The following is a 25,429-nucleotide window of genomic DNA, read 5'->3' as shown; positions in this document are numbered from 1 at the left end:
TCTCTCCCCTCCCCCCCCGGTTCCTCGTCGCGCCTTCGCAATCAGCCGAGCAGCCGGACCTTCTGCAGTGTCTCGCCCACGGACTTCAGCAAGATGTCCGGTGTCAGGCCGGACACGGCGCCGGGCGTCAGTGTCAGCGTGACCGTGCCGTCAGGCGCACGCAGGCACGAACCAACCGTCTTTCCGTCGTTCGTGATGGCCAGCTTCTCCGCCTTCGCCACCGACTCCAACCCTTGCAGTCTGGCGACCACGGCGGCGGGGGCGAGCTTCATGCCGCGCACCTTCTCGGCGCGCTTCAGCACGCTGCGACGATCCTTGTCGAGCGCCGCATTGAGTTGCTCCGCGTGCCGATGCTGCACTTCCAGTGGGCTGCGGAAGCATTCCAGTACCGCCGAAGGCAGCTGCGCCACCATCAGTGCCTTGCGGATCCAGGTATGGCTCACACCAAGCTTCTCGGCCAGCTGGCGCTGGGTCGGGAACAACTGCTCCTCGAGGGCGCGCTGGTACATCACGCCTTGTTCATAAGGCGAGAGGTCTGCGCGCTCGCGGTTCTCACGATCCATCGCGGCAAAGAGTTCGGCATCGCCGAGCTCATCGAGCCAGATGGCCGCCAGCACCGGAATCCCCAGTTCCAGACATGCCCGGTGGCGCCGGTGGCCGAACACCAGTTCGTACTGCCCAGGCTCATCCACCAGCGGACGCACCAGGATCGGCTGGACGTTGCCGCCAGCCAGTTCGATGTCGGCCTTGAGCCCGGCGAACTCGGCGCTCTCGAATGAAGCCGGGTGGCGGTTGGCCCAGCGCGAGGGCCGGACGGTCGCGGGGTCGATCTTGCGCGTGGGAGTCGAACCATCGTGCTGACGAAGCCGTTCGCGCAACGCAGCCAGTTCACCTTCCACAGCTTGCATCTGGCCGCGGAAGGCCAACATCTGCCCGGGGCCGGTGCGGGGGGCGGGCTGACCCGTTTGTGCGGGTGGAAACCTGGTTTCCAGCGCAACGGGGGCTGCGCCCGGCAGTGCAGGCGGGGCCGGGGTCGTCGATACGGAGACCGGCGCCGCGGCGGGTACCGGCTCTGGAATCGACAGGCCGGCCGTCAATGCTTCGAGACGCTTGCGGGTGCTAGCCATTGAAACCTCCTGTGCAATGGAAACCTGGTTTCCACGCAAGACGCGTGGGACGGAAACGGACGGAAACGGACGCAAAAGACGTCCGGGCCCGGACGTCTGGAAACCTGGTTTCCAAACGGTACGTCGCGACGGTCGTATGGAAACCAGGTTTCCACGCAGGGGACGCACTGGGCCAACCGCGACAGACGCGCGGCTCCCGGCCTACGCTTTCAGCACGGAACGCCGCCCAGCGGCGCACGACGAGCGGCTGCGGCGCCGCGGTGGAAACCGGGTTTCCAGGCCGCTCCGCCGCCCTCTTCTGTTCGTGAAGCCAGCCTCTCATTGCACCTGCGCCTTGTCCGACCAACTGCTGACCACCGACTGCTCGACCAGGTCGACGAAGGCGTCATATGCATCGGCTGCGCGCTTGTAGGTCTTCGCTGCGCCTTCATACTTCTGCACGTCGTAGACGGTCGCGAACTCGGCCGCCTTGTTGCTGGTCACGCTGGTCTTGGGGATCTCTACCGGCAACGTGTACTCACCGTAAGTGGCCTGGATCCATTGTCGGACCGCCGGGGTGGCGGGATCGCTGGGGTCGACTCGGCTAAGCAGTACATGCAAAAACTCGAAAGCCTTGCGAGCGAGGTCGCCGCCCTGTGCATCGAGATTTCCCCCCAGATCGGCGAGCAGCGACCAGAACTGTGCAGACGATGCGAAGTCGAGGCCCGAGGGCGGCACCGGCACGATGATCCCGTTGGCTGCCCACAGCGCGTTGATCGTCACGTAGGACAGCGAGGGCGGAGTATCGATGACGATCACGTCGTAGAGATCACGCACGCTCTCCAGCCCGGCGTTGAGCACATCCCAGAAGCGCGCGCCGGGTTCCTGCATCTGGCGCGCCGGCAGGGCGAACTCGGCCGAGAACAGAAAAGGCGCCGCCGCCACCAGGTCCAGGCCGTCCCAGTAAGTGGATCGAATCGCATAGCGGATGTCGGACTGGCTGCCGTCGCACAGCGGGGCAATGGTCATGTCCTCGCTGATCTCCGCTTCGGGCAGCAGACCGTGCAAGGTGGTGAGCGAGCCTTGCGGGTCGGTGTCGATGGCCAGCACGCGATGGCCGCGCAGGCTCAGTCCCTGTGCCAGCACCATGGCTGTCGTCGTCTTGGCCACGCCGCCCTTGAAGTTCCCCACGGCGATCGTGAACGCCTTCTTGCCGGCAGGACGCATCTTCTCGGCGCGGTAGGTGCGCGTCCAGGCACGCAACTCGTTCAGCTCGAAGCTGCGCTTGCCGCCCGCCGGCGTCAGCCGGCCACTGGGAAGATCTTCCTTCGTGATGCGATAGGCCACATGCGCCTTGTCGACACCGCACAATGCGGCCAGTTGCGCAGTGGAGTAGATCGGTGCAATCTTGCGGGCTTCAGGTGCCAGCAACCGCCCTCGGATCTGCTCGACCATCGAGCCTGCGCGCACGGCCAATGCCGCGATGCGCTGCATGTCAATGCGTGCACGAGGAGGGGAGGGGTTGGAGGGAGCGAGCGTGGAAACCTGGTTTCCAGCGCCGGCGGGAGCGGGCAACGCCATAAAGAAGGGCCTTATTCAACAGAATTCAGCCATTCTATGAGAATCCGTCGAATGAACAAGATATGAAAACAGAATCGCCAACCGTGGGCCTCTATTGTGAGAAGGGTTGGGGACCAAGGTGAGATCCATTGGGATTGCCCCTCCTGATGGGCCTCCAGGTGGTGCAGATTCCGAAGGATCCGGGCATCCATGAGGCGATCGACGCCCCGGCGCAGCGGCATTCAGTGCCTGTGAGTCCTGACGGACGCCCGGTTCATGCGCCGAAGCCCTTGTCCACTCACGCCAAATCCCAAGCAATCACACATTGGCGCGATCCAAATCCCATTCGACCTCACAACCGATCCCAAATGTTCTCACATCAAATCCCAGCGTTACTCACACAAACCCTTCCAAGTACATGTCAAGATTGAAGAAACTGCACCTTCAATTCTTCAATCTCTCCAAGTGTTTCTTTTCAAAGTATCAAGAACGCGCGTTCGAACTGTAAATTGACCGAATCACAAAACCTCGGCATGATGTGAACCCGTTGATCACCTGAAAGAAGTCCATGGAAGAGGGCGAAGTTCCACGACCACCGCCCAAGCCATCCCCCACGCCGGACGAACAGAGCGTTGCCAAGGCCAACGAGGCCATCGCGATCCGGCCCAAACGGGGGCGTCTGACACTTCTTTCGAGGCGCATCTACAACGCGCTGCTCTATCACTCGCAGCGTCAGGGCGTCGACGAACCGGTTTACAAGCTGGCCCTGAGCGAGCTGATCGGCGATGCCCGTTTCAACTCCAACAACACCGAACTGCTCAAGTCTCATCTTCGGGACATGCAGGCAACCACCATCGAATGGTCAACCAGCGGCACCGGACTCAAGCGCTGGGTGTCGTCGCAGTTGCTCGGAACGGTCACCATCGAGGAACAGGGTCGGGGACGTCCCTGCACCATCACGTGGCGCTACCCGGAAGAGATACGTGAGCGGCTGGTCAGGCCCCATCAATACACGCGCGTCCTGCTGGAGATCAGCGGCCAGATGCGAAGCTACCCCGCGGCCGTGCTCTACGAGATCGGTGCGCGCTACCTCACGTCGCCGAGCCGTCTGTCGATGCGCGAGGACGTGCTGTGGTGGGCGGCAGTGCTCACCGGGCGCAGCGACATCACCGAGGTCGACTATCGCTTCCTCAAGCGCGACGTGATCAGCAAGGCGCTGGCCGAGATCGAGGCATTGTGCGAAGACTTCAGCCTCGAGCTCATCGAGCACAAGCGGGGGCGCCGCATCGAGGAAATCCAGTTCAGGGTGGTGCCCAAGCTGCAGCAGCGTCTGGGCGCAGCCGACGATCCCGCGCGCAATGTTTTCGACCTGGAGCTGGTTGGAAAGCTGATCGCGCTGGGCCTCAAGCAGGACGAGGCCCAGGATCTGTATGCGACCACCGACGAAGGGCAGCTGCGCGGCACGATCGAGCATGTCGAGCAACGCCTGCGCAGCCAGACGCTGCCGGCACTGAAGTCGGCCGCTGCCTATTTCAAGGATGCCCTGAAGAAGGGCTACGCCGGCGTGAAGGGGGAGGAGGCCGCCGCGCCCCCGTCGTTGCCTTCGCCGTCAAGAGGCAAACAGGCAGCCGCACCGGCTGGCGAGGACCGCATGCACCGGATCCGCGAGCTGTGGGAAAACGACCGCATGCAGAAAGCCAAGTCGCTCTACCTGGAAATGCCCGAGGCAATGCAGGCCGAGATGCGCTCACGCTTCGAGGCCGAGCGGCTCGCGCAGATCGCCGCCCCGATCGCCCGCGCATGGCGCCGTGACGGCCCCGCCAGCCGCATCGCTGCAACCACCTTCCATCGCTGGCTGGCACAGGTCACTTGGCCCGAGGCGCCCTCGGACCGGGTGCTGCTCGATTTCGCGCTGGCCCAGGGCGTTGCGGGCATGTAGGCGCCGCGCAGGATTGGAAATTGTCCGACACGCCATGCGCGGGCGAAGTCTTAGATTTTCTCGCCCGCACCTCAGGTGCGGGCCTTGCTGTAAACCTCGACCCGGCCCGCAAGGCCGGGTCTTTTTTGCCAGCAGCAGGCGTTGCATCTTTTCCTCTTGAAATTTGCGACGCAGGGTCCTATGTTGCCTATCGTCAAAAGATTGGTCGACCGAAAAAGGAGGTACTGAAATGACCATGAACTTGCTCAGGCAGATTGCCGGCTCCCGTTTGCCGATCTCGTTCTATCGAGCCGAAGACATCGACCGGGTCAAAGTGCTCAGAGCCGCCGGGCTCGTCGTTGCACTGGTTCCGTCGCCCGCGAATCCCCTGGCGCTGTCGGGCGCCGCCGCTGCAGCCCAGGTGCTGGCTGTGACGCAGAAGGGGCGGGAAGAACTCGCAAGGTTCAACTATCCGGAATCGCGCCCGCCGCGCTGGCGAATGCGCATGCCAAGAATCAAGACGGCCACGCCTGTGCACTCAGGCGGATCTGCGCCAGTCCACCGGGAGCCCGCGCGGCCGCAGTAGTAGGCCCGCGAGCCAGACGCCGAAGCCGTCTGACTTCATTTCTTGTTCGCCATTTCCCCGACCGAGTCCCGTGGCGCATGCCCGGCGCTCTGGTCGGCCTTGCAAGGAGGTTTTGCCATGTATCGATCCCTGTTTCCTCGCGACATCTTCGCGGAGATGGATCGCCTGCAGCGCGATGTGCAGCAGGCCTTCGACCTGTCTCCCACCATCCGTGGCGTCGCGCGCAACGGCTTTCCCGCGCTCAACGTCGGAAGCACGCCCCAGGCGCTGGAGATCTTCGCCTTCGCGCCCGGTGTGGATCCCTCGACCCTGGAGGTGAATCTGGAGCGCGGCCTGCTGACGATCTCGGGCGAGCGCAAGAACGCGCTGCCGGGTGCGCTGGACAAGTCCGCCACCGTGCACATCAATGAGCGCTTCGAAGGGACCTTCCGCCGGGCGATGACCCTGCCCGACGACGCGGACCCCGACGCGGTCGAAGCCAGGCTTCGAGACGGTGTGCTGCACATCAACGTGAAGCGCCGCGCATCCGCCCAACCGCGTCGAATCGAAATCCAGTGACAAGGAGCACACCATGAGCAACAGCATCCAGGCACCCGCGAACGCCGCCGCCGGCGAGCATGTGCAGAGGGAACATTCCAGCTACAGCGACGCAGCCCTGACACCGCCCGTCGACGTGGTCGAGGACGCCAACGGCATCACGCTCTACGCCGACCTTCCCGGGGTCAGCCGCGACAAGCTGAACCTCCATGTCGAGGCGTCGACGCTGACCATCGACGCCGAGTCCGATCTGCAGGTGCCGCAAGACCTGCAGACCAGCCACACGGAGGTCGGCCTCGGCCGCTTCCGGCGCGTGTTCACCTTGAGCAAGGAGCTGGACACGCAAGGTGTCACGGCAGAGCTCGCGCAAGGCGTTCTGAAGCTGCGCATTCCCAAGGCTGCGCATGCACAGCCGCGCCGCGTGCAGGTCCAGGTGAGGTAGAACCTGCGCAGGGGTGCGTGCCGCCGGGCGCGGCGGCACGCACCCGGGCGTTCCAGCGCCCTGGCGCGCGATGGCAACGAGCACGTCACGCCCCGTCAAAGCCGACTCGAGCGGCATCACCGGTTCTCACAGAAACCCGTCTCACCGAAGATCGCCGGGTGACCGGCCGCCGATGTGAGCTGCTTCGGATGGCGAGGCGCGCCCCGCGGACCGCATCCACTAAGATCGGCCCGATGAAGCAAGAGGGCGGGCGCGAGGCGCGCCGTGAAGAGAGTACGGGTGGCCGCGTTCCCGCGCACGCACGCGTGCCGCGGGTGTCCGGCGTGACCGATGGGCAACTCGATGCGCCATCGCGCGGCGCGGCGGAGTCGAGCCTGTCGCGCCTTCTTGGGACGCTGGGCCTGTTCTCCACCGACAGCCCCTCCCTCACGGTGGAAGAGATCGCCTCCCGCCTCAAGGTACCCAAGAGCACGGCCTACCGCTATATCCAGGAACTGTCGAAGGTGGGCCTGCTGGTGCGGCTGGACCGCAGCATCACGCTGGGCCCGCGCATCATCGAGCTGGACCGCAGCATCCGCGAGTCCGACCCCGTGATCCGCGCGGCCGCGCCGCCCATGCGGGAACTGGCGGAGCAGACGGGACTGGACGTGTTCCTGTCCAAGCTGTACGGCCATTCCATCATCACGGTACACACCGAATTCAACGACCCCCTGCCGCACCTGCGCTATGGCCGGGGCCGACCGGTGCCGGTGTTGCGCGGCGCGAGCGCGAAGGCCTTGGTGGCCTTCCTGCCGGCGGCGCGGCTGCGCCGGCTGCACCAGGAACTGGCCAGCGAAGCATCCGACACCGCGCCATGGGAGGTGTTCTACGAGGAAGCGCAGCGCATCCGCCGCGAGGGATACTGCCGGACCTCGGGCGAACTCAACGAGGGCAAGACCGGCGTGTCGGCGCCGATCTTCGGGCGTGGGCGCCTGGTGGTGGCCAGCGTCACCGCGTTGGGCAGCGATGCGCGACTGGCGCTTTTCGACGCAGAGGCCATCGCCGAACTGGTCAAGCGCACCGCGCACATGATCAGCGTGCGGCTGTCGGCCGACGGGCACTTGTAGACACCTGCGACGTGCCCGTGCGGCCAGCTCGTTCAGAACACGATGTTGGCCTTCTTGACGACAGGTGCCGCCGAGGCCAGCGAGCGGCGCCAGGTCTGCAGCGCCTGTGCCGGCGTGCTCACCACCGGTTCCAGGCCCAGCGCGACCATGCGCGCCTGCACTTCGGCATCGCCCGCGATGGCCTGCAGCGCGGTGGCCAGCCTGGTGACCACCGGCTCGGGGGTGCCGGCCGGCGCGAATACCGCGAACCAGCCGGCGTTGCCCATGTCGCGCACGCCCAGCTCCTCGAAGGTCGGCACCGCGGGCAGCGAACGCACGCGGCGCAGGCCGGTCACCGCCAGCGGGCGCACCGAGCCCGCCGTCACCATGGCCTCGACGGCGGCGACGGTCAGGAACACGGCATCCAACTGGCCGCCCATCAGGTCGGTGACGGCGGGCGATGAGCCCTTGTAGGGCACGTGCAGCAGTTCGACGCCGGCCGATTCGGCAAGCACCTCGCCCATCACGTGGGCCGAAGAGCCGGCCCCGAAGCTGCCGTAGCTGAGCTTGCCGCTCTTGGCCTGCTGCAGGAACGCGCGCAGATCCTTGGCCGGGCTGTCGGCGCGCACGGCCAGCACCAGCGGTGCATTGGCCATCACGCTGACGATGGTGAAGGCCTCCTGCATGCTCTTGCCCGGCGCCACTGGCTGCTTGGAGGCGAGCGCGGCGATCACATGCGTGGAGTTGCTGCCGAACATCAGCATGTGGCCGTCGGCCGGTGGCTGGAGCACGGCGCGCGCGGCGATCAGGCCGTTGGCACCAGGCTTGTTGTCGATGACGACCGTGCCGCCCAGCGCGGCCTGCAGCTTCTGACCGATAAGCCGGGCCACGGTGTCGGTGCCGCCGCCGGCGGCGAAGGGCACCACGAGGTTGATCGGCCGTTGCGGCCAGCCGGCAGCGCGCGCCAGGCCGCTGCCGCAGGCGGCGAGCGCGGCGAGCGCGCCGAGGGCCCTGCGGCGCCGGAGAAGAAGTGGGGGACGGGATGGGGTCGCAGTCATGGGATTGGAGCGGAGCAAAGGAAAAAGAAGCCGACCGTCAGTCGACGCGGATCTGCCGCGTCCTGACGATGCGGTCATAAGTGGCGCGGCCCTCGGCGATGCGGGCCGCCATCTGGCCGGGCGTGCTGTAGACGGTGGTGAAACCCAGGTTGCCGAAGGCCTTGGCCACGGCCTCCGATGCCAGTGCGGCACGCATGGCCTCGTTGAGCCGCGCCACGATTTCCGGTGGCGTGCCGGCGGGCGCGAGCAGGCCGAAGAAGCCCTGGATGGTCATCTCCGGCAGGCCGGCCTCGGCGGCGGTGGGAATGGCGGGGAAGGCCGGGTCGCGCCGCTCGCCGGTCATGAACAGCGGCACCAGTTGACCGGCGCGCAGAGCGCCGATCAGGGGCGAGCTGACTTCGTCCATCAGCTGCGCCTCGCCACGGATCACCGCGTCCTTGGCCATCACGGCGCCCTTGTAGGGCACATGCACCACCGGCGCGCCGGTGGCGGCCAGGAATATCTCGCCCAGCAGGTGGTTGCTGGAGCCCATGCCGGCCGAGGCGAAGTTGAGCTTGCCGGGCTGGCGCTTTGCCAGCGCCACGAACTCCTGCACCGTGCGCACCCCCAGGCCCGGATTCGTGACGAAGACGAAGGATTGCGTGGCGCCCAGGCTCACCGGCACCAGCGTGGCGACATGCTCCTGGTTGGGATAGATCGCCGGCGCCGCCGTCAGGCTGCTGCCGCTGCCCCACAACAGCGTGTAGCCGTCGGGCCTGGCCAGGGCGGCCGCCTTGGTGCCGATGCGCCCGCCCGCGCCCGCGCGGTTCTCGACCACCACGGCCTGCTTCAGCTCCACCGACAGCGCCTGCGCGACGGCCCGGGCCGAGATGTCGGTCGAGCCACCCGGCTCGAAGGAGACGACGAGCGTGATCGGGCGCGAAGGCCATGTTTCGGCACGCGCAGCGGTGCCGCCGAGCAGACAGGCCGCGGCCAGCAGGAAGAGGGCGGTGCGGCGGCGGGCGCAGGAAAGGGTCGGCATGGCGGGCTTTCTGAAAAAAAGAAGACGCGGCGGCGTCGTCAGTCCAGCGACACGTTGGCCTCGCGAGCCACGCGCCGCCACTTGTCCAGCTCGGCCTGCAGCTTGGCGCGGAACTGCGGCCCGGCCGCCGCCGTCACTGCCACGCCGCGGGCGCCGAGCCGGGACTCCATCTCGGGCGTGCGGATCACCTTGTCCAGCGCGGTGCCCAGGGTCGTCACCACGGCGGGCGACGTCCCGGCAGGCGCGAACACGCCCATCCAGCCCTCGGCCACCAGCCCGCCGTAGCCCAGCTCCTGCAGCGTGGGAACGTCGGGCAGGCCCGGCAGCCGCCTCGGAGATGGCGTGGCCAGCGCGCGCAGCTTGCCGGCCTGGATCTGCGGCAGCACCACGGCGGTGGTGTCGAAGGTGAAGTCGACGTCACCCGCCAGCAGCGAGGTCATGGCCTGCTGGCTGCCCTGGAAAGGCACGTGCGTGGCCCGGATGCCGGTGGCATGGAGGAAGAGCTCGCCGATCAGGTGATTGGTCGAGCCCATGCCGAAGGACGAGTAGTTGAGCTTGCCCGGCTGCGCCTTCGCGGTGGCGATGAGTTCGCGCACGTTCTGCGCCGGCGAGCCCGCAGGCACGGCGAGCACGAAGCTCACGATGCCGACCTCGGTGATGGGCACGAAGTCCTTGAGCAGGTCGTAGGGCGCGGCCTTGCGCGTGACGGGGTTGATCAGCAGTTCGGCGCCGGTGCCGAAGAACAGCGTGTGGCCGTCGGGCTTGGCGCGCGCGACCGACTGTGCGCCGATCGTGCCGCCGGCGCCCGCGCGGTTGTCCACCACGATCGACTGCCCCAGCGCCGGTGCCAGTTTCTCGGCGATCAGCCGGGCCGCGCCGTCGGTGCCGCCGCCGGGCGGAAAGCCGACCACCAGGTGGATGGGCGCCGTGGGAGAGGCCTGGGCACAGGCCAGCGCCGGCACCAGGGCGGTCAGGCAGGTCAGCAGGAAGCGTCGGAGCATGGGCATGGTCGGTCCTTGCGCAGGAGTGGCGAAGACGGGGGTCAGTGCGCGGCGGCGGTTGCCGCGGCTGCACGTTCGCGCTCGCCCTGGGCGGCTGCCGCGGCCTCGGCCGCGCGCACGCTGGGACGGGCACCGCAGCGTGCGAGGTACGCCTCCAGGTGCGGCCAGTCCCGCGTGTCGATGGCATGCGCGCGGGTCCACATGGCGATCGTGTAGCAGTGCGCGTCGGCGATGGTGAAGGCCTCGCCCGTGAGGAAGCTGCGGCCGGCCAGTTGCTCGTCCACCCACTGCAGCTTGGACTCGACGATGCGGCGGGCGATGGCCTTGTACTCTGGCGGCGTCACGGCCTTGAACAGCGGCATGAAGCCACCCTTGTGCAGGTCGGCGGCGATGAAGCTCATCCATTCCAGCACGCGGTAGCGCGGCAGGCCCGCGCCCGGCAGCAGCGTGTTGCCGGGGCGCAGGTCGGCCAGGTACTGCATGACGATGCAGCCCTCGCTGAGGTGCTGGCCGTCGGGCAGCTCCAGCGTGGGCACGGTGCCCTTGGAGTTGACGGCGAAGTAGTCGCGGCCGTCTTCGAGGCGCTTGGTTTTCATGTCCACCCACGCCAGGGTCAGCGGCAGCTGCAGTTCGCGCGCGACGATATCCACCGCGAGCGAGCAGCCGCGGACTTCGTGATAGAGCTTCATGGGGTTCTCCGGGTAAGGGGCATGGCGTTCAGGCTGCCGCACGGCGGGCGAGTTCGGCGGCCCGCGCCGCCTGCACGCTGGGTCGCGACTCGATGCGCTGCACGTAGGCGTGCAGGCGGGGCCATTGCGCGAGGTCGATGGCTTGCAGCTCGGCCCACATCACGATGGCGTGGCAGTGGGCGTCGGCCGCGGTGAAGCGCTCGCCGTGAAGGTAGTTGCGCGTGGCCAGCACCTCGTCGAGCCAGGCAAGGCGCCGCTGCACGTTGCCGATGGCGATGCTGCGGTAGTCCGGCGGCGTGTTGGCACGGAACAGCGGCGTGAAGCTCTTGTGCAGTTCCGAGCCCAGGAAGTTCATCCACTCGAGCACGCGGTAGCGGTCCATGTCCAGGCTGCGCGGCAGCAAGCCGTCCGCGCCGTGGCGGTCGCAGAGGTACTGAATGATCACGGCGGCCTCCGTGAGGACCTGGCCGTCGTCCGTCTCCAGCGCCGGCACCTGGCCCTTGGGGTTGATGCGGTGCAGGTCGCTGCCGTCGTGGAGCTTCTTCGCCCGCACGTCGACCCAGACGCGCTGGGGCGCGATGCCGATCTCGCGCGCCACGACATCCACCGCCAGCGCGTAGGTGTGGGGGGTCATGTAGAGCTTCATCGAACGGCGCTCCTCGCGTGGTGCGCGTGCCGCCTCGTGGTGCGGCTGTGCACCGATTGGTTGCAAATCATTGAAGTTGCGGTCATAAAATTACTGCTATGCGATAAATATGCCATCTCTGAGTGTGACGTGTGTTGGTGGAACTACCCAGACGCGAGCCGTAAAGGCCGCGTGTTTCGCGACGGGAAAATGGACGCAGGCTTCCTCTTGCAGCATCCATCGTGCGGTGAGATTTACTGCATTGCGAGAATACGTTTGCGTTGGCTCGATGTGCTGGTTGGAACGGTCCTTGCGTGCTCACATTCCTAATGAATGAAAAGTTGCATGTGAAGAAGTAGATGATGCGAATAAAAAATGCATGATTTCGCTTATTCGATAAAAAAGCATATGATCGCCACAACGACGAGGCGATCGGTGCTGCCAGTTGTCCATTGCCGCCCAGGAGCATTCCCCCGGTTCCTGGTGCCGGCCCCGTCTTCACAGGGGTGCCAAGGAAACGTGCAATGAGAAGAAAGTTCGTTCTGCGGGCCTGCGGTGCCATCGCGCTGGCTGCGGCATCGTGGCTGGTGCCGCTGCAGGCATCGGCCCAAGGCAACTGGCCCTCGCGGCCCATCCGCATCGTGGTGCCGTACCCGCCGGGCACCGGTCCGGACGTCATGGCCCGCCTCGTGGGCGAGGGGCTGGGCAAGGAGCTCAAGGCGACCGTCGTGGTGGAGAACAAGGCCGGGGCCAACGGCATCATCGGCACGGCCGAGGTGGTGAAGGCGCCTGCCGACGGCTACACCTACCTGCTGGTCGACCGGCTCACGCTCACGGTCAACCCGCTGCTCTACCAGCCGCCCTACGATCCCCGGAAGGACCTTGTCTCCGTCAGCAACATCGCCGACGTGAACCTGTACCTGGTCACCAGCGCGCAGCTGCCGGTGACCGACTTCAAGTCCTTCGTGGCCTATGCCAAGGCCCACCCGGACAAGGTCACCTTCGGCACCGGCGGCGTGGGCAGCGTGATGCACCTGAACATGGAGCTCCTCGAATCGGGCACGGGCGTCAAGTTCCTGCACGTGCCCTACAAGGCGCTGGCAGAGGTGATCCCGGCCATGCTGGGCGGCCAGGTCGAGGTCACTTCCGGCGGCGTCGAGGCCATGCTGCCCTATGTGCAGAAGGGCAGCTTCAGGCTCCTGGCCGTGGGCGCGCCCCAACGGCAGGCCATCGTGCCCAACGTGCCCACCATCACCGAGGCGGGCGGCGCGGACATGCTGCTGTCCACCTCCTACTCCTTCCATGCGAAGAGCGGCGTGCCGCCCGAGATCCTGGCGCGCATGAACGCCGCGCTGGCCAAGGTGCTGTCGCAGCCCGAACTCAAGCGCTGGGCGGCCGAGCGCGGCCTGGGCGCGGGAGCTTCCACGCCGGCCGACCTGGACGCGCGCATCGCCGTGGACAACGACCGCATCGGCCGCCTGGTGCGCGAGCGCGGCATCAAGGTGCAGTGACGACCGCAGCGGCCCTTCCCTGAAAAGACACAACGAGAGGACATCGGTGATGACTGAGCAGACTGGCGCCCAGGCCCTGTGGGCGGCGCTCTCCGGCGAAGGGGTGGACACCTGCTTCGCCAACCCCGGCACGACGGAGCTGGACCTGGTGCGCGCCCTGGAGGGCCAGGATTCGATCCGCTGCGTGATAGGCCTGCAGGAGAACGTCTGCACTGGCGCGGCCGACGGCTACGGACGCATGCTCGGGCGGCCCGCCGCCACGCTGCTGCACCTGGGCCCGGGTTTTGCCAACGGCATCGCCAACCTGCACAACGCGCGGCGCGCGCGCACGCCGATCGTCAACCTGATCGGCGACCACACCAGCTGGCACCTGCCCTTCGATGCGCCGCTGACCTCGGACATCGAATCGCTGGCGCGGCCGGTGTCGGGCTGGGTGCACCGCATCGCCAGCACGGCCGATGCGCCGCGCGCCGCCGCCGAATCGGTGCGCCAGTCGCTCGCCAACGGCGGGCGGGGGGCGACGCTGATCTTTCCGGCGGATTTCCAGGCCGAGCCGCTGCGCGGCGCGTCCGACGACGCCGACGCCCCGGCGCCAGCCGCAGCCCGTGCCGCGGCCATCGGCATTGCCGCCTGCGCACAGCGCCTGCGCACGGCGCGCCGCATCGTCTTCCTGCTGGGCGGCGGCGGCGAGCTCGGCGGCCTGGGCGTGCGGGCGCAACATGCCGCGGCGCGGCTGTGCGCAGCGCTGGGCGCCACGGCCTATGCCGAAACGTTCCCGGCCCGCGCGGAGCGTGGCCAGGGCCTGCCGGCCTTCGACCGCTTGCCCTATTTTCCCGAGCCGGCACGCGCCGTGCTCGATCCGGCCGACCTGGTGGTGCTGGCCGGCGCGCTGCCGCCCGTCACCTACTTCGGCTACGCGGGCCACCCCAGCCTGCTGGTCGAGGCCGATCGCCTGCTGACCGTGGGCGAGCCCGGCCATCCGGTGGCCGAGGCGCTGGAGCAGCTGGCCGATGCGCTGCAGGCTCCGGCCTGCGAAGCGCCCGTGCATCCGCTGCCGGCCGAACCCACCGGCGCGCTCACGCCCGCGGCCATCGGCGCGGTGCTCACGCGCACGCTGCCCGAAGGCGCCATCGTCTCGGTCGAGGGCGGCACCTGCGGCTACCCCTTCTATGCCGCATCGGCCGCCGCGGCGCCGCACACGACGCTGACCAACACCGGCGGCGCCATCGGCCAGGGCCTGCCCGTGGCGGTGGGCGCGGCCATCGCCTGCCCCGGGCGGCAGGTGGTGGGGCTGCTGTCCGACGGCAGCACGCAGTACACGATCCAGGCGCTGTGGACGATGGCGCACGAGCAGCTCGACGTGGTCGTGCTCATCGCCGCCAACCATCAGTACGCCATCCTGCGCAACGAACTGCGCCGCGGCGGCGCTGCACTGGGCGCGCGCGCCGAGGCGCTCACCGCGCTCGACTCGCCGCGCATCGACTGGGTGGGACTGGCGCAGTCCTATGGCGTGCCGGCCACCCGCGCCGCCACGGCCGAAGAACTCACGGTCCAGCTGCGCGCCGCCTTCGGGCGCCGCGGCCCGGCCCTCATCGAAATGGCCCTCTGAACTCAGCGGCGGGCCGCAACGCATTCAAGGAGCAATCGAAGATGGATCTCAGACTCAAGGACAAGGTGGCGGTGGTCACGGGCGGCAGCCTGGGCATCGGCCGGGCGGTGGCGGAAGCCTTCGCGGCCGAAGGCGTGCGCGTGGCCATCGTGGCGCGCAGCCGGGACGCGCTCGAGCAGGCCGCACGGGAAATCACCGCGAAGACCGGCGTGGAGGTGCTGGCCACGCCCGCCGACGTGAGCGACACCGCGCAGGTGCAGGCCGCCGTCGATAAGGCGGCGGCGCACTTCGGCCGCATCGACATCCTGGTCAACGGCGCGGCCCATCCGGGCGGGCTGGTGCGCAGCGAGATCGAGAACGCCGATCCCGAAGGCCTGCTGCAGGACATCGACATCAAGGTCGTGGGCTACATGCGCTTCGCCAAGGCCTGCGCGGCGCACATGCGAAAGGGCGGCTGGGGCCGCATCATCAACATCGGCGGCCTGACCGGACGCGGCAGCAAGCAGCTCTCGGGCCTGCGCAACGTGGCCGTGGCGCACATGACCAAGACGCTGTCGGACCAGCTCGGCCCCTCGGGCATCACGGTCAACGTGATCCACCCCGGCGTGGTGGAGACGCCGCACATCCACGAGCTCTACGCGAAGGAAGCCAGGCTGCAGGGCCTCACGCCCGCGCAGGTCGAGGCGAACTACGCCAAGGCCACGCCCATCCGCCGCGTGCTGCAGGTCGGCGAGATCGCCGACGTGGTGCTCTTCCTCGCTTCGGACCGCGCGGCCGCCATCACCGGCGAATCCATCGCGGTCGACGGCGGCATCACGCGCGGCATCTTCCTCTGAGCCATCCATCCAAGGAGTCACAGACATGAACGGAACCATTCTCGTGGGCACGGCAGGGCAGGGCATCCTGCGCAGCGTGGACGACGGCGCCACCTGGCACCGCCTGGGCCTGAAGGAAGCCATCGAGTTCGACGGCACGGTGCGCGCGCTGGCCGTGGACCCGGCCGACCCCAGCCGGGTGCTGGCCGGCGCGGACGTGGGCATCTGCCTGTCGATCGACGGCGGCGCGCATTTCCAGCGCATGGCCTCGCCGGCCGACGGCCAGACCGTCTGGGCGCTCGCCTTCAGCCCGCTGGACCCGAAGCTGGTGCTCGCCGGCACAGGCGCGCCGTCGCGCTCGCGCATGCACCGCTCGCGCGACGGCGGCCTGAGCTGGGAGCTGCTCGACGTCGAGCTGCCCGAGTTCTGCTCCGGCGTGCACCGCCCGCGCATCCTGACCATCGCCTTCCATCCGCAGCGCGCCGGCGAAGCATGGTTCGGCGTGGAGGAGGGCGGCGCCTGGCGCACGCGCGATGCGGGCGACAGCTGGGAGCGCATCGACACGCCCGGGCGTGGCATCAACAACTCCGACATCCATGCCATCTCGGTGCTGCCGGCCACCCGGGATGCGCCGGCCAAGCACATCGTGGTGACCGTCAATTCGGTGTGCGAGAGCGTCGACGATGCCGAGAGCTTCGTGTGCCACCCGTCCAGGGACCGCTTCGACGGCCTGTACTACACCCGCACGGTGCAGCCGCTGGACGCCGAGGGCCGCGAGCTGCTGCTGGCCATCGGCGACGGCACGCCGGGTTCGCGCACCCGCATCTATCGCTCGGGCGACCGCGGCCAGACCTGGGCACAGACGCTGCTGAACACCGCGCCCAATTCCACCGTGTGGACCTTCGGGTCCCATGCGAGCGACCGCGGCCTGCTGTTCGCCGGCACCAAGTACGGCCACCTGCTGCGCTCCACCAACGGCGGGCGCAGCTGGTTCAAGGAATGGCGCGACTTCAGCGAGATCACCTCGGTGGCCTGGACGCCTTTCGTGGCGCCGGTGCATGCGCATCCGCAGTCCATCCACTGACGCAAGGAGGCCGGCCATGAACACCCGCAACCCCGTGCCCACCGACGGCACCGGCAGCACTGTCGAGGAGGTCCGTCCGCGCATCCGCCGCACGCACCTGGCGCTGTTCGTGAAGGACCCCTTCGCGTCCGCACCCTGGTACGAGGAAGTGCTGGGCATGCAGGTCACGGCGCGCGGGGCGCGATGGGTGTTCCTCTCCTTCGGGCAGAAGCACCACGACATCGCGCTCATCCAGGTGGACGAGCCCGAGGCCGCCAGCCGCGGCACGGTGAACATGCAGCACTACGGCCTGGAGATCGAGGGCGGCCTGGACGACCTGCGCCGGCTCTACGGCATGCTGCTGCGCAAGAACGTGGAGGTGGTCAAGACCACCGACCACAAGGTGGGCTACGGCCTGTACTTCCACGACCCCGATGGCCACCGCTTCGAATTCTTCCTCGAGCTCGTCCACGACGACGAGGAAGCCAAGCGCCTGCTGGGCGAATACAACGCGCCCAGCGACGCCTTGGACCTGCAGCCGCTGTGAGCGACTGCCTGCTGCACCTCCACTCCATCCATTCCCATTCCTGGACACGATCAACATGAGCACCCCCGACCTCAGCGCCTTCCACATCCGCAAGTGGTACCTCCAGATCGAGGACACCCTGGCCGGCGAGACCGGCGCACCCGCCGACGGCGAGCCGCTGCGCAAGATCGTCATCGGCGCCTGCCTTCGCAACCCCTTCGCGGGCCGCTACGTCGAAGACCTGTCGCCCTGGATCGCGCCCTCGCCCGAGCTCGGCAAGGAGTTCGGCCGCCGCATCCGCGAGGCTGCGGGCGGCCAGGCCATCGAGAGCTACGGCAAGGCCTGCCTGGTGGGCATCGACGGCGAATACGAGCACGGCAACGCGCTGCTGACCAACCCCGCCGCCAACCCGGTGCGCGAAGGCGTGGGCGGCGGCAAGTCGTGGGTGCCGTCCACCGGCAAGCGCGGCGGGCCCGGCACCGTCATCGACATTCCGCTGGCGCACAAGGACGCGCTGTACGTTCGCTCGCACTACGACACCGTCTCGGCCATGTTCGGCGACGGCCCCAACCGCGACGAAGTGGTGCTGATCTGGGCCTTCGCCACGCGCGGGCGGCTCAACGCGCGCCTGGGCGGCCTGAAGGCCTCGGAGATCAAGGGCGAGGACGGCCTCGTCTGAGCGCCGCCGGAGAGCCGCACATGCAACGCCGCGACCACCGCCTGAGCCACGATGGCCTGGGCTTCCACATCACCGAATGGGGCGAGCCCGATGCCTGGCCCGTGCTGATGCTCCACGGCATCCGCGGCTACGCCGAGACCTTCGCGGGCGTGGCGGGCGCACTGCAGCCCGGGTTCCGCGTCATCGCCTTCGACCAGCGCGGCCGCGGCGAGACCGACTGGGACCCGGGGCACGGCTACTACACCGACACCTACGTCGCCGACGTCGAGGCGCTGGTGGCGCAACTGGGCCTGCAGCGCTTCGATCTGCTCGGCCATTCGATGGGCGGCATCAACGCCATCGTGTATGCCGCGCGACATCCCGGCAAGGTGCGCCGCCTGGTCATCGAGGATGCCGGCCCCGGCGCCTTCGACGCGAGCGACGGTGCCACCCGCATCCGCAAGGAACTGGCGAGCACGCCCACCGCCTTCGCTTCCTGGGACGAAGCCGCCGCGTTCATGCGCGCACTGCGCCCCACGGTGACGGAGGAGGCGCGCCAGCAGCGGCTGCACAGCATGCTCAAGCCGATGGGTGGCGGCGGCTTCACCTGGCGCTACGACCATGCGGGCATCGCCGCCACGCGCCTGAACCCCGACCCCGCGCGCCAGGTGGACCTTGCCGCATGCGTGAAGCAGCTGCAGTGCGAGACGCTCGTGGTGCGCGGCGGCCGCTCCGACTACCTGCAGCCGGCCATGGCCGAGCGCATGCGAACTCTCAACCCGCGCATCTCCACGCTCGAGATTCCCGACGCGGGCCACTATGTCCACGACGACCAGCCGGCGCTCTTCGCGGCGGCCGTCACTGCCTTCCTGAAGCGGGCCGAGGCGGCCGCCTCGGGCCGACCCCACCCATGATCCACGAACTCAGAACCTACACCCTGGTGCCCGGCGGCGTGCGCGACTACCTGCGCATCTACAACGAGTGCGGCCGCGAGCTGCAGACCCGCACGCTCGGACAACTGGTCGCGTTGATGACGCCGGAAAGCGGCGACATCAACCAGCTGGTCTTCCACTGGGCCTTCGACAGCCTCGACGACCGCGCACGTCGCCGTGCCGCACTGATGGCCGACCCGGCCTTCGCGGAATTCCGCAAGCAGGTGCGCCACCTGCTGCTGCGCCAGGAGAGCCGGCTGCTCTCGCCCGCCTGAGGCCCTCGCACAGGCCTCCGTTCCCGTCCAAGTCCCAAGGAGTTCCCATGAGCGCTTCCGTGGAAGCCCCCGTCCTCATCATCGGTGCCGGCCCTGTCGGCGTCACGCTGGCGAACCTGCTGGGCACCTATCGCGTGCACACGCTGGTGGTCGAGCGCAGCACGGCGGTGTTCGACTTTCCGCGCGCGGTGGGGCTGGACGACGAGGCCCTGCGCACCTTCCAGTCCACCGGCCTGGCCGAGGAGATGCTGCGCGACATGATCCAGAACGTGCCCATGCGCATGTACACCGCGCGCAAGCAATGCTTCGCCGAGATCCTGCCCAGCACGCGCGAGTTCGGCTGGTTCCGCCGCAACCTGTTCTCGCAGCCCCTGGGCGAGAGGACGCTGCGCCGCGGGCTCGCGCGCTTCGACCATGTGCATTTGCGGCTCGGCCTGGAGCTGGTGGACCTGGTGCAGGACGAGGCGGGCGTGAGCGCCACCCTGCGCGACGAGGCCGGCGCCGAGCACCAGGTGCGCGCCGCCTATGCGGTCGCCTGCGACGGCGGTCGAAGCACCGTGCGCGAGATGCTCGGGCTGCCCTACGAGGGCCGCACACACCCGGCCAAGTGGGTGGTCATCGAATGCGACCAGGATCCGCTGGACGCACCCTACACCGCGCTGCACTGCGAACCCGGGCGTCCCTATGTCTGCCTGCGCCTGCCCTACGGATTGCGGCGCTGGGAGTTCATGCTCTTTCCCGGTGAGGACGGCGAGCAGATGCTCGCGCCCGACAAGGTGCGTGAGCTGCTGGGCCGGCATGTGGCCGACCCGGCGGCGCTGAACGTCATCCGGGCGCGCGTGTACACCCACAACTCGCGCGTGGCGGGCAGCTTCGTCGCGGGCCGCGTCTGCCTGGCCGGCGATGCCGCGCACATCACGCCGCCGTGGATCGGCCAGGGCCTCAATGCCGGGCTGCGCGATGCCTTCAACCTGGGCTGGAAGCTGGCCTGGATCCTCCAGGGCCGCCTGCGGCCCGAGTTGCTGGCCAGCTACCACGAGGAACGCCACGCCCATGCCAAGGCCATGATCGACCTGGCCGACACCTTCGGCGCCGTGCTGTCGCAGCGCAACCCTCTGCTGGCCTGGGCGCGCGATTGCTTCTTCATGGCGATCCGGGGCATTCCGAAGGTGCGCGACTACGTGCTGCAGATGAAGTTCAAGCCGATGCCACGTTTCGTGAAGGGCATCGTGCGCAACAGCGGCGTGGCCGGGCGCGACGCCCTGGTGGGCCGCATGTTCATCCAGCCCAACGTGGAGCGCGAGCGCGGACGGCCGCAGAAGCTCGACGACGTGGTCGGCGCGCGCTTCGCCCTCTTGAGCTGGCGCTGCGACGCACTGGAAGGCGCGCCCGCCGCGCTGCACGCGCAGCTCGCCTGGCTGGGCTGCGACCACTACGTGGCCGTGCGCTCGCGCAGCATGGGCAACGAGGCCGGCTCGCCGATGCCTGGGCAGCTCTCGGGCACGGTGATCGAGGACCTGGAGAACACGCTGCATTTCTGGTTCCAGGGCAAGGACGTGGACTGGGTGCTGATCCGCCCGGACCGCTTCGTCGCCGCCGTGGGCCGCCGGGCCGACGCCGTGGCCGAACTGGGCCGCTTCTGCGAGGCCGTGCTGGGCCCGGACGACACGGCACGGCCGCAGGCCGCAGCCAATCAATCCCTCGCGCAGGCCGAGGCCCTGGCGGCCTGAAGCCTCGCGCCAACCGCGCCCAACCGCCCGCGCCAACCTGCCCGCGCCGCGGGCCGTCTCACCATGTACCCAGAACTCTCGCTCTACATCGCCGGCCGCTTCATCGACGCGCAGGGCCGGCGCACTCAGGCCGTGCACGATCCCGCCACGCTGCAGCCGCTGGGTTTGCTGCCGTGGGCCGAGGCCGAAGACGTCGAGGCCGCCGTGCAGGCCGCCCATGCAGCCTTCGCCGGTTGGCGGCGCGTGTCGCCGCTGGAGCGCTCGGACCTGCTGCGCCGCGTGGCCGCGCTGGCGCGCGAGCGCGCGCCGGAGATCGGCCGCGCCATGACGCTGGACAACGGCAAGCCGCTGGCCGACGCCGTGGCCGAGGTGCTGAACGCCGCGGAGCACGTCGATTGGCATGCGGAGGAGGGCCGCCGCGTCTACGGCCGCGTGGTGCCCGCGCGCCAGCCAGGCGTGCGCCAGCTGGTGGTGCGCGAGCCGGTGGGCGTCTGCGCCGCCTTCAGCCCGTGGAACTTTCCTTTCGGCCAGGCCATGAAGAAGGCCGCCGCCGCCATCGCGGCCGGCTGCCCCATCGTGCTCAAGGGGCCGGAGGAGTCGCCCAGCGCGCTGGTGGCCATGGCACGCCTGTTCCACGATGCGGGCCTGCCGCCGGGCGTGTTCAACCTGCTGTGGGGCGCGCCCGCGGACATCTCGCGCCAGCTCATCGAGTCGCCGCTGGTGCGCGTGGTCTCCTTCACCGGCTCGGTTCCGGTGGGCCGCCAGCTGGCCGCGCTGGCCGGCCTGCACATGAAGCGGATGACCATGGAGCTGGGCGGCCATGCGCCCGTGCTGGTGTTCGACGACGCCGACGTCGACGCCGCCGTGGCTTTGCTGGCGCGGCTGAAGACGCGCAACGCCGGCCAGGTCTGCGTGTCGCCGACGCGCTTCCACGTGCAGTCGGGCATCCACGACCGCTTCGCCGCCGCTTTCGCCGACGCGCTGGCCGCCGTGAAGGTGGGCCACGGCCTGGAGGATGGCGTGCAGATGGGCCCGCTGATCCATGAGCGCCGTTTCCAGGCCGTGCAGGCGCTGGTGGAGGACGCCCGCGCGATGGGCGCCGAATTGCTGACGGGTGGCCGCCGCATCGGGACGCACGGCCACTTCCACGCGCCGACGCTGCTTGCCAACGTGCCCCGGGGCGCCCGCGTGATGCATGAAGAGCCGTTCGGCCCCGTGGCGGCGATGTCGCGCTTCGACACCGTGGACGAGGCGCTGCAGCAGGCCAATGCGTTGCCCTTCGGCCTCGCGAGCTATGTCTTCACCCGCTCGCTGCAGACCGCGACCCGCGTGGGCGACGGCCTCGAGGCCGGCATGGTGAACATCAACCACTCGGGCATGGCGCATCCGGAGCTGCCGTTCGGCGGCGTGAAGGACAGCGGCTTCGGCAGCGAAGGCGGCACCGAGTCCTTCGACAGTTTTCTCAGTACCAAGCTCATCACCCAGATCTGAATTCGATCCTCATGCTGAAACTCGACGACCCCTCGCTGCTGCGCGAGCAATGCCTGGTGGCGGGCGAATGGATATCCGCCGACCAGACCATCGCTGTCACCAACCCCGCCACCGGTGCGCTGATCGCCCACGTGCCACGGCTGGACGCCGCCGCCGCGCGGCGCGCCATCGAGGCGGCCGAAGCCGCCTGGCCGCAGTGGCGGCGGCGCACCGCGCACGACCGCTCGGCCATCCTTGCGCGCTGGCATGCGCTCATCCTGCAGAACCAGGAAGACCTGGCCCGCATCATGACGGCCGAGCAGGGCAAGCCGCTGGCGGAGGCGCGCGGAGAAATCGGCTATGCGGCCTCCTTCATCCAGTGGTTCGGCGAGGAGGCCAAGCGCGTGTATGGCGAGACCATTCCTTCACCCGTGGCCTCGCAGCGCATCGTGGTGGTGCGCGAGCCGGTGGGCGTGTGCGCGGCCATCACGCCGTGGAACTTCCCCGCGGCCATGATCACGCGCAAGGCCGGGCCGGCGCTCGCCGCCGGCTGCACCATGGTGGTCAAGCCCGCGAGCCAGACGCCGCTCACGGCCCTGGCGCTGGCGGTGCTGGCCGAGCGCGCCGGCGTGCCCGCGGGCGTGCTGTCGGTGCTGACCGGGTCCGCCGGCGACATCGGCACCGAACTGGCCACCAACCCCGTGGTGCGCAAGCTCAGCTTCACCGGCTCCACCGAAGTGGGCCGGCTGCTGATGCAGCAGACGGCGGCCACGGTCAAGAAGGTGTCGATGGAACTGGGCGGCAATGCGCCCTTCATCGTCTTCGAGGACGCGGACCTGGACGCGGCGGTCGAAGGCGCGCTGGTGGCCAAGTTCCGCAACGCGGGGCAGACCTGCGTGTGCGCCAACAGGCTGTACGTGCACGAGCGCGTCTACGACGCCTTCGCGCAGAAGCTGGCCGAGGCACTGCGCGCGCTCAAGGTGGGGCCCGGCGACGAAGAGGGCGTGCGCATCGGCCCGCTGATCGACGAGGCCGCCGTGCGCAAGGTGGAGGAGCACCTGGCCGATGCGGTGGCAAACGGTGCACAGGTGCTCAGCGGCGGTCGCCGCCATCCGCTGGGCGGCAGTTTCTTCGAGCCCACCGTGCTGACCGGCGTGACGCAGGCGATGACGGTGGCGCGCGAGGAAACCTTCGGCCCGCTTGCGCCGCTCTTCCGCTTCCGCGACGAAGCCGAGGTCGTGCGCATGGCCAACGACACCGAGTTCGGCCTCGCGAGCTACTTCTATGCCCGCGACCTGGGCCGCGTGTGGCGCGTGGCCGAGCAGCTGGAGTACGGCATGGTCGGCGTCAACACCGGCCTCATCAGCAACGAGGTCGCGCCCTTCGGTGGCGTCAAGCAGTCGGGCCTGGGCCGCGAGGGCTCGCGCCACGGCATCGAGGACTACCTGGTCGTCAAGTACATCAACATGGCCGGCATCGCCTGACGGCCGGCTCAAGCGCATTCGCTTTTCCCGCGCGGCACCGCCGTGCCGCATCTTCTTTCCATCGTTCCCTGGAGTCTTCAATGAGCAATCCCCGCCAATCCGCCCATCCCATCGACCCGCTGTTCACCAACCGGTGGTCGCCGCGCGCCTTCGCCGAAGAGAGCATCGCCGAGCCGGCGCTCATGAGCCTGCTCGAAGCGGCCCGCTGGGCGCCCTCGGCGTACAACGTGCAGCCCTGGCGCTTCATCTACGCACGACGCGACACACCCGCCTGGCAACCCATCTTCGACAGCCTCGTCGAGTTCAACCAGATGTGGACGAAGCGCGCCGCCGCGCTGGTGGTGGTGGTCTCGCAGCGCGAGGCCCTGTTCCCGGGCCGCACCGAGGCGGCTCCCAACCAGTGGCATTCCTTCGATGCCGGCGCCGCCTGGGCCAGCCTCGCGTTCCAGGCCACGCTGTCGGGCTGGTCGGCGCATGCGATGGCCGGCTTCGACGCCGAGAAGCTGCGCGAGGCCATCCAGCTGCCGCAGGGCTATGCGATCGAGACGGTCGTGGCTGTCGGCAGGAAGGGCGATCCGGCCGTGCTGCCCGATGGCGTGCGCAAGCTTGAGACGCCCAACGATCGACGGGCGCTCGCCGAGACGGCCGCCGAGGGTGTGTTCCGCCAGTAGCCCGCGTCCTCCCGGGTCCGGGGCGTTCAGCGCGCCGACGGATCCTTGGCGCCGGCGGCTGCCACCACGCCCTGGCGCGAATACATCGCCGCGCGGCCCTGACCGTCCAGCACCACGCTGGTCAGGGGCAGGCGGTCTTCGCGCGTGCTGGCGGTGAAGTTCGCGCCGCCGTCCTCGCTGTCCAGCACCAGTCCGTCGAGCCCGACACCGACGATCTTCGAGCCGGCGCCGGCGAGCGCGGTGATGGACGACTCCGTGTGCGTATCCACGCGCTGCCAACTGCCGCCGTCGTCGAGGCTGCGGTACATCGAGCCGCGAAGCCCGGCCACCAGCAAGGTGCCGCCGGGGCCCGCGATGCCGCTCCAGAAAGAGCCCGCATAGCCGGTCGGCATGTAGCTCCAGCTGCGGCCCTTGTCGCCCGAGCGCAGCACCATGCCGCGCTCCCCCGGCGCGAACAGCCGGCCGCGCGCGTCGGCGAACAGCCCGAACAGGTTGAGGTCGGCGCGCTTGCCGCCCGGCGGCGGCGCCAGTTCGACGGGCTCCCAGTGGGCGCCGCCGTCCTCGGTGCGCAACACCAGCGACCACAGGCCCGCGGCCACGCCTTGCCTGTCGTCGAAGAAGTGCACGGCGAAGAGCGGCCTGTCCTGCGCCGCGTCGCTGCGCTGCACCTGCCAGGTCTCGCCGCCGTCGGTGGTGTGCAGGATCACGCCCCAGTGGCCCGCGGCCCAGCCGCGCCGGGCATCGATGAAGGAGACCGAGGTCAGCGCCACGTCCACCGGCACCTGGCGTGCCTGGCGGTGGCTGCGGCCGCCGTCGTCCGACAGCAGCACCACGCCGTGATCGCCCACCGCGACGATGCGCTCGCCCGCGAGGGTGCTGGCAAGCATCGTGGCATGGGCGGCATGCGCGGCGCGCAGCGCGGGAACCAGCACGGGTGCGCCATCGTTGGCGGCGGTGGCTTCCTTTGCCTGAGGTGCCTGCGCCGCGCAGGCCAGCGGGAGGGCAACGAGGGCGCTGGCCAGGACCGCGCGCGCGAGGAGAAAAGTCGGTTTCATCT

Annotated in this window: 26 protein-coding genes; 18 read left to right on the top strand and 8 right to left on the bottom strand. The window is 68.9% G+C overall.

The features are described 5' to 3' along the window. Window positions 1-41 precede the first annotated feature (41 nt). Together AC1RVW_RS19690 and AC1RVW_RS19685 are read right to left on the bottom strand one after the other, a co-directional pair. Window positions 42-1,127, bottom strand: coding sequence for a ParB/RepB/Spo0J family partition protein (locus AC1RVW_RS19690; RefSeq protein WP_106937942.1), 1,086 nt, complete (start codon window positions 1,125-1,127; stop codon window positions 42-44). A 318-nt stretch (window positions 1,128-1,445) separates the two neighbouring features. Then, the gene (locus tag AC1RVW_RS19685; RefSeq protein WP_285412660.1) at window positions 1,446-2,600 is read right to left on the bottom strand and encodes an AAA family ATPase; all 1,155 of its coding nucleotides are present in this window, start codon (window positions 2,598-2,600) and stop codon (window positions 1,446-1,448) included. A gap of 634 nt (window positions 2,601-3,234) precedes the next feature. Here AC1RVW_RS19685 and AC1RVW_RS19680 point away from each other — a divergent pair. From AC1RVW_RS19680 to AC1RVW_RS19655, 6 genes are all read left to right on the top strand, one after another. Beyond that, a complete protein-coding gene (locus AC1RVW_RS19680) occupies window positions 3,235-4,605 on the top strand; it encodes a replication initiation protein (protein ID WP_081271059.1) in 1,371 nt (456 codons plus the stop codon). A gap of 20 nt (window positions 4,606-4,625) precedes the next feature. Continuing rightward, on the top strand, window positions 4,626-4,838 hold the full coding sequence (locus AC1RVW_RS19675; protein ID WP_493201941.1) for a hypothetical protein: 213 nt from the start codon (window positions 4,626-4,628) through the stop codon (window positions 4,836-4,838). Further along, window positions 4,835-5,170 (top strand): hypothetical protein, encoded by a 336-nt coding sequence (locus tag AC1RVW_RS19670; RefSeq protein ID WP_234383127.1) that lies wholly within the window; start codon window positions 4,835-4,837, stop codon window positions 5,168-5,170. Before AC1RVW_RS19675 ends, AC1RVW_RS19670 begins: the two co-directional genes overlap by 4 nt. A gap of 117 nt (window positions 5,171-5,287) precedes the next feature. Then, the gene (locus tag AC1RVW_RS19665; RefSeq protein ID WP_493201946.1) at window positions 5,288-5,728 is read left to right on the top strand and encodes an Hsp20/alpha crystallin family protein; all 441 of its coding nucleotides are present in this window, start codon (window positions 5,288-5,290) and stop codon (window positions 5,726-5,728) included. 13 nt (window positions 5,729-5,741) lie between these two features. Then, entirely contained in the window at window positions 5,742-6,149 is a 408-nt protein-coding gene (locus AC1RVW_RS19660) for an Hsp20/alpha crystallin family protein (protein ID WP_106937944.1), read from the top strand. Window positions 6,150-6,382: 233 nt separating this feature from the next. Beyond that, a complete protein-coding gene (locus AC1RVW_RS19655) occupies window positions 6,383-7,255 on the top strand; it encodes an IclR family transcriptional regulator (RefSeq protein ID WP_493201938.1) in 873 nt (290 codons plus the stop codon). 32 nt (window positions 7,256-7,287) lie between these two features. Here AC1RVW_RS19655 and AC1RVW_RS19650 read toward each other — a convergent pair whose 3' ends face one another. From AC1RVW_RS19650 to gstA (AC1RVW_RS19630), 5 genes are read right to left on the bottom strand one after another with little or no spacing between them, the layout of a single operon-like run. Beyond that, window positions 7,288-8,292 carry a Bug family tripartite tricarboxylate transporter substrate binding protein gene (locus AC1RVW_RS19650; protein WP_493201936.1) on the bottom strand — a complete coding sequence of 335 codons (1,005 nt, stop codon included), beginning with the start codon at window positions 8,290-8,292 and terminating at the stop codon, window positions 7,288-7,290. 37 nt (window positions 8,293-8,329) lie between these two features. Beyond that, a complete protein-coding gene (locus tag AC1RVW_RS19645; RefSeq protein ID WP_493201934.1) occupies window positions 8,330-9,313 on the bottom strand; it encodes a Bug family tripartite tricarboxylate transporter substrate binding protein in 984 nt (327 codons plus the stop codon). A 38-nt stretch (window positions 9,314-9,351) separates the two neighbouring features. Next, the gene (locus AC1RVW_RS19640; RefSeq protein WP_493201932.1) at window positions 9,352-10,320 is read right to left on the bottom strand and encodes a Bug family tripartite tricarboxylate transporter substrate binding protein; all 969 of its coding nucleotides are present in this window, start codon (window positions 10,318-10,320) and stop codon (window positions 9,352-9,354) included. 35 nt (window positions 10,321-10,355) lie between these two features. Continuing rightward, window positions 10,356-11,003, bottom strand: coding sequence for a glutathione transferase GstA (gene gstA / locus AC1RVW_RS19635; protein ID WP_493201930.1), 648 nt, complete (start codon window positions 11,001-11,003; stop codon window positions 10,356-10,358). Window positions 11,004-11,031: 28 nt separating this feature from the next. Continuing rightward, window positions 11,032-11,649, bottom strand: a complete 618-nt coding sequence (gene gstA, locus AC1RVW_RS19630; RefSeq protein WP_493201928.1) for a glutathione transferase GstA — start codon at window positions 11,647-11,649, stop codon at window positions 11,032-11,034. A gap of 503 nt (window positions 11,650-12,152) precedes the next feature. On the opposite strand from gstA (AC1RVW_RS19630), the gene AC1RVW_RS19625 reads away from it, so the two are divergent. From AC1RVW_RS19625 to AC1RVW_RS19570, 12 genes are all read left to right on the top strand, one after another. Next, on the top strand, window positions 12,153-13,139 hold the full coding sequence (locus AC1RVW_RS19625) for a Bug family tripartite tricarboxylate transporter substrate binding protein (RefSeq protein WP_106937950.1): 987 nt from the start codon (window positions 12,153-12,155) through the stop codon (window positions 13,137-13,139). Between the two features lie 49 nt (window positions 13,140-13,188). Further along, window positions 13,189-14,748 carry an acetolactate synthase large subunit gene (locus AC1RVW_RS19620; protein ID WP_493201926.1) on the top strand — a complete coding sequence of 520 codons (1,560 nt, stop codon included), beginning with the start codon at window positions 13,189-13,191 and terminating at the stop codon, window positions 14,746-14,748. Window positions 14,749-14,789: 41 nt separating this feature from the next. Continuing rightward, window positions 14,790-15,584: an SDR family NAD(P)-dependent oxidoreductase gene (locus AC1RVW_RS19615; RefSeq protein ID WP_493201924.1), complete on the top strand. Its 795-nt coding sequence runs from the start codon at window positions 14,790-14,792 to the stop codon at window positions 15,582-15,584. Between the two features lie 25 nt (window positions 15,585-15,609). Continuing rightward, complete coding sequence (locus tag AC1RVW_RS19610) at window positions 15,610-16,647, top strand: WD40/YVTN/BNR-like repeat-containing protein (protein WP_493201922.1); 1,038 nt, start codon at window positions 15,610-15,612, stop codon at window positions 16,645-16,647. A 16-nt stretch (window positions 16,648-16,663) separates the two neighbouring features. Then, window positions 16,664-17,173, top strand: a complete 510-nt coding sequence (locus AC1RVW_RS19605; protein ID WP_493201920.1) for a VOC family protein — start codon at window positions 16,664-16,666, stop codon at window positions 17,171-17,173. 55 nt (window positions 17,174-17,228) lie between these two features. Continuing rightward, on the top strand, window positions 17,229-17,831 hold the full coding sequence (locus AC1RVW_RS19600; RefSeq protein ID WP_493201919.1) for an amino acid synthesis family protein: 603 nt from the start codon (window positions 17,229-17,231) through the stop codon (window positions 17,829-17,831). A 20-nt stretch (window positions 17,832-17,851) separates the two neighbouring features. Beyond that, a complete protein-coding gene (locus tag AC1RVW_RS19595; protein WP_493201917.1) occupies window positions 17,852-18,724 on the top strand; it encodes an alpha/beta fold hydrolase in 873 nt (290 codons plus the stop codon). After that, the gene (locus AC1RVW_RS19590; protein WP_106937957.1) at window positions 18,721-19,017 is read left to right on the top strand and encodes an NIPSNAP family protein; all 297 of its coding nucleotides are present in this window, start codon (window positions 18,721-18,723) and stop codon (window positions 19,015-19,017) included. Before AC1RVW_RS19595 ends, AC1RVW_RS19590 begins: the two co-directional genes overlap by 4 nt. Window positions 19,018-19,064: 47 nt before the next feature. Further along, window positions 19,065-20,747, top strand: a complete 1,683-nt coding sequence (locus AC1RVW_RS19585; protein WP_493201915.1) for a bifunctional 3-(3-hydroxy-phenyl)propionate/3-hydroxycinnamic acid hydroxylase — start codon at window positions 19,065-19,067, stop codon at window positions 20,745-20,747. Between the two features lie 63 nt (window positions 20,748-20,810). Next, on the top strand, window positions 20,811-22,238 hold the full coding sequence (locus AC1RVW_RS19580; protein WP_493201913.1) for an NAD-dependent succinate-semialdehyde dehydrogenase: 1,428 nt from the start codon (window positions 20,811-20,813) through the stop codon (window positions 22,236-22,238). Window positions 22,239-22,249: 11 nt separating this feature from the next. Further along, on the top strand, window positions 22,250-23,701 hold the full coding sequence (locus tag AC1RVW_RS19575) for an NAD-dependent succinate-semialdehyde dehydrogenase (protein WP_493201912.1): 1,452 nt from the start codon (window positions 22,250-22,252) through the stop codon (window positions 23,699-23,701). 80 nt (window positions 23,702-23,781) lie between these two features. Then, window positions 23,782-24,372: a nitroreductase family protein gene (locus tag AC1RVW_RS19570; RefSeq protein ID WP_106937961.1), complete on the top strand. Its 591-nt coding sequence runs from the start codon at window positions 23,782-23,784 to the stop codon at window positions 24,370-24,372. 26 nt (window positions 24,373-24,398) lie between these two features. Here the strand turns inward: AC1RVW_RS19570 and AC1RVW_RS19565 are convergent, their stop codons facing one another. Further along, a complete protein-coding gene (locus AC1RVW_RS19565; protein WP_493201910.1) occupies window positions 24,399-25,427 on the bottom strand; it encodes a WD40/YVTN/BNR-like repeat-containing protein in 1,029 nt (342 codons plus the stop codon). Between the last annotated feature and the right edge of the window lie 2 nt (window positions 25,428-25,429).

The organism is Variovorax sp. MPBD4-3, assembly GCF_058809745.1.
This window is presented reverse-complemented; position numbering and strand designations above follow the sequence as displayed.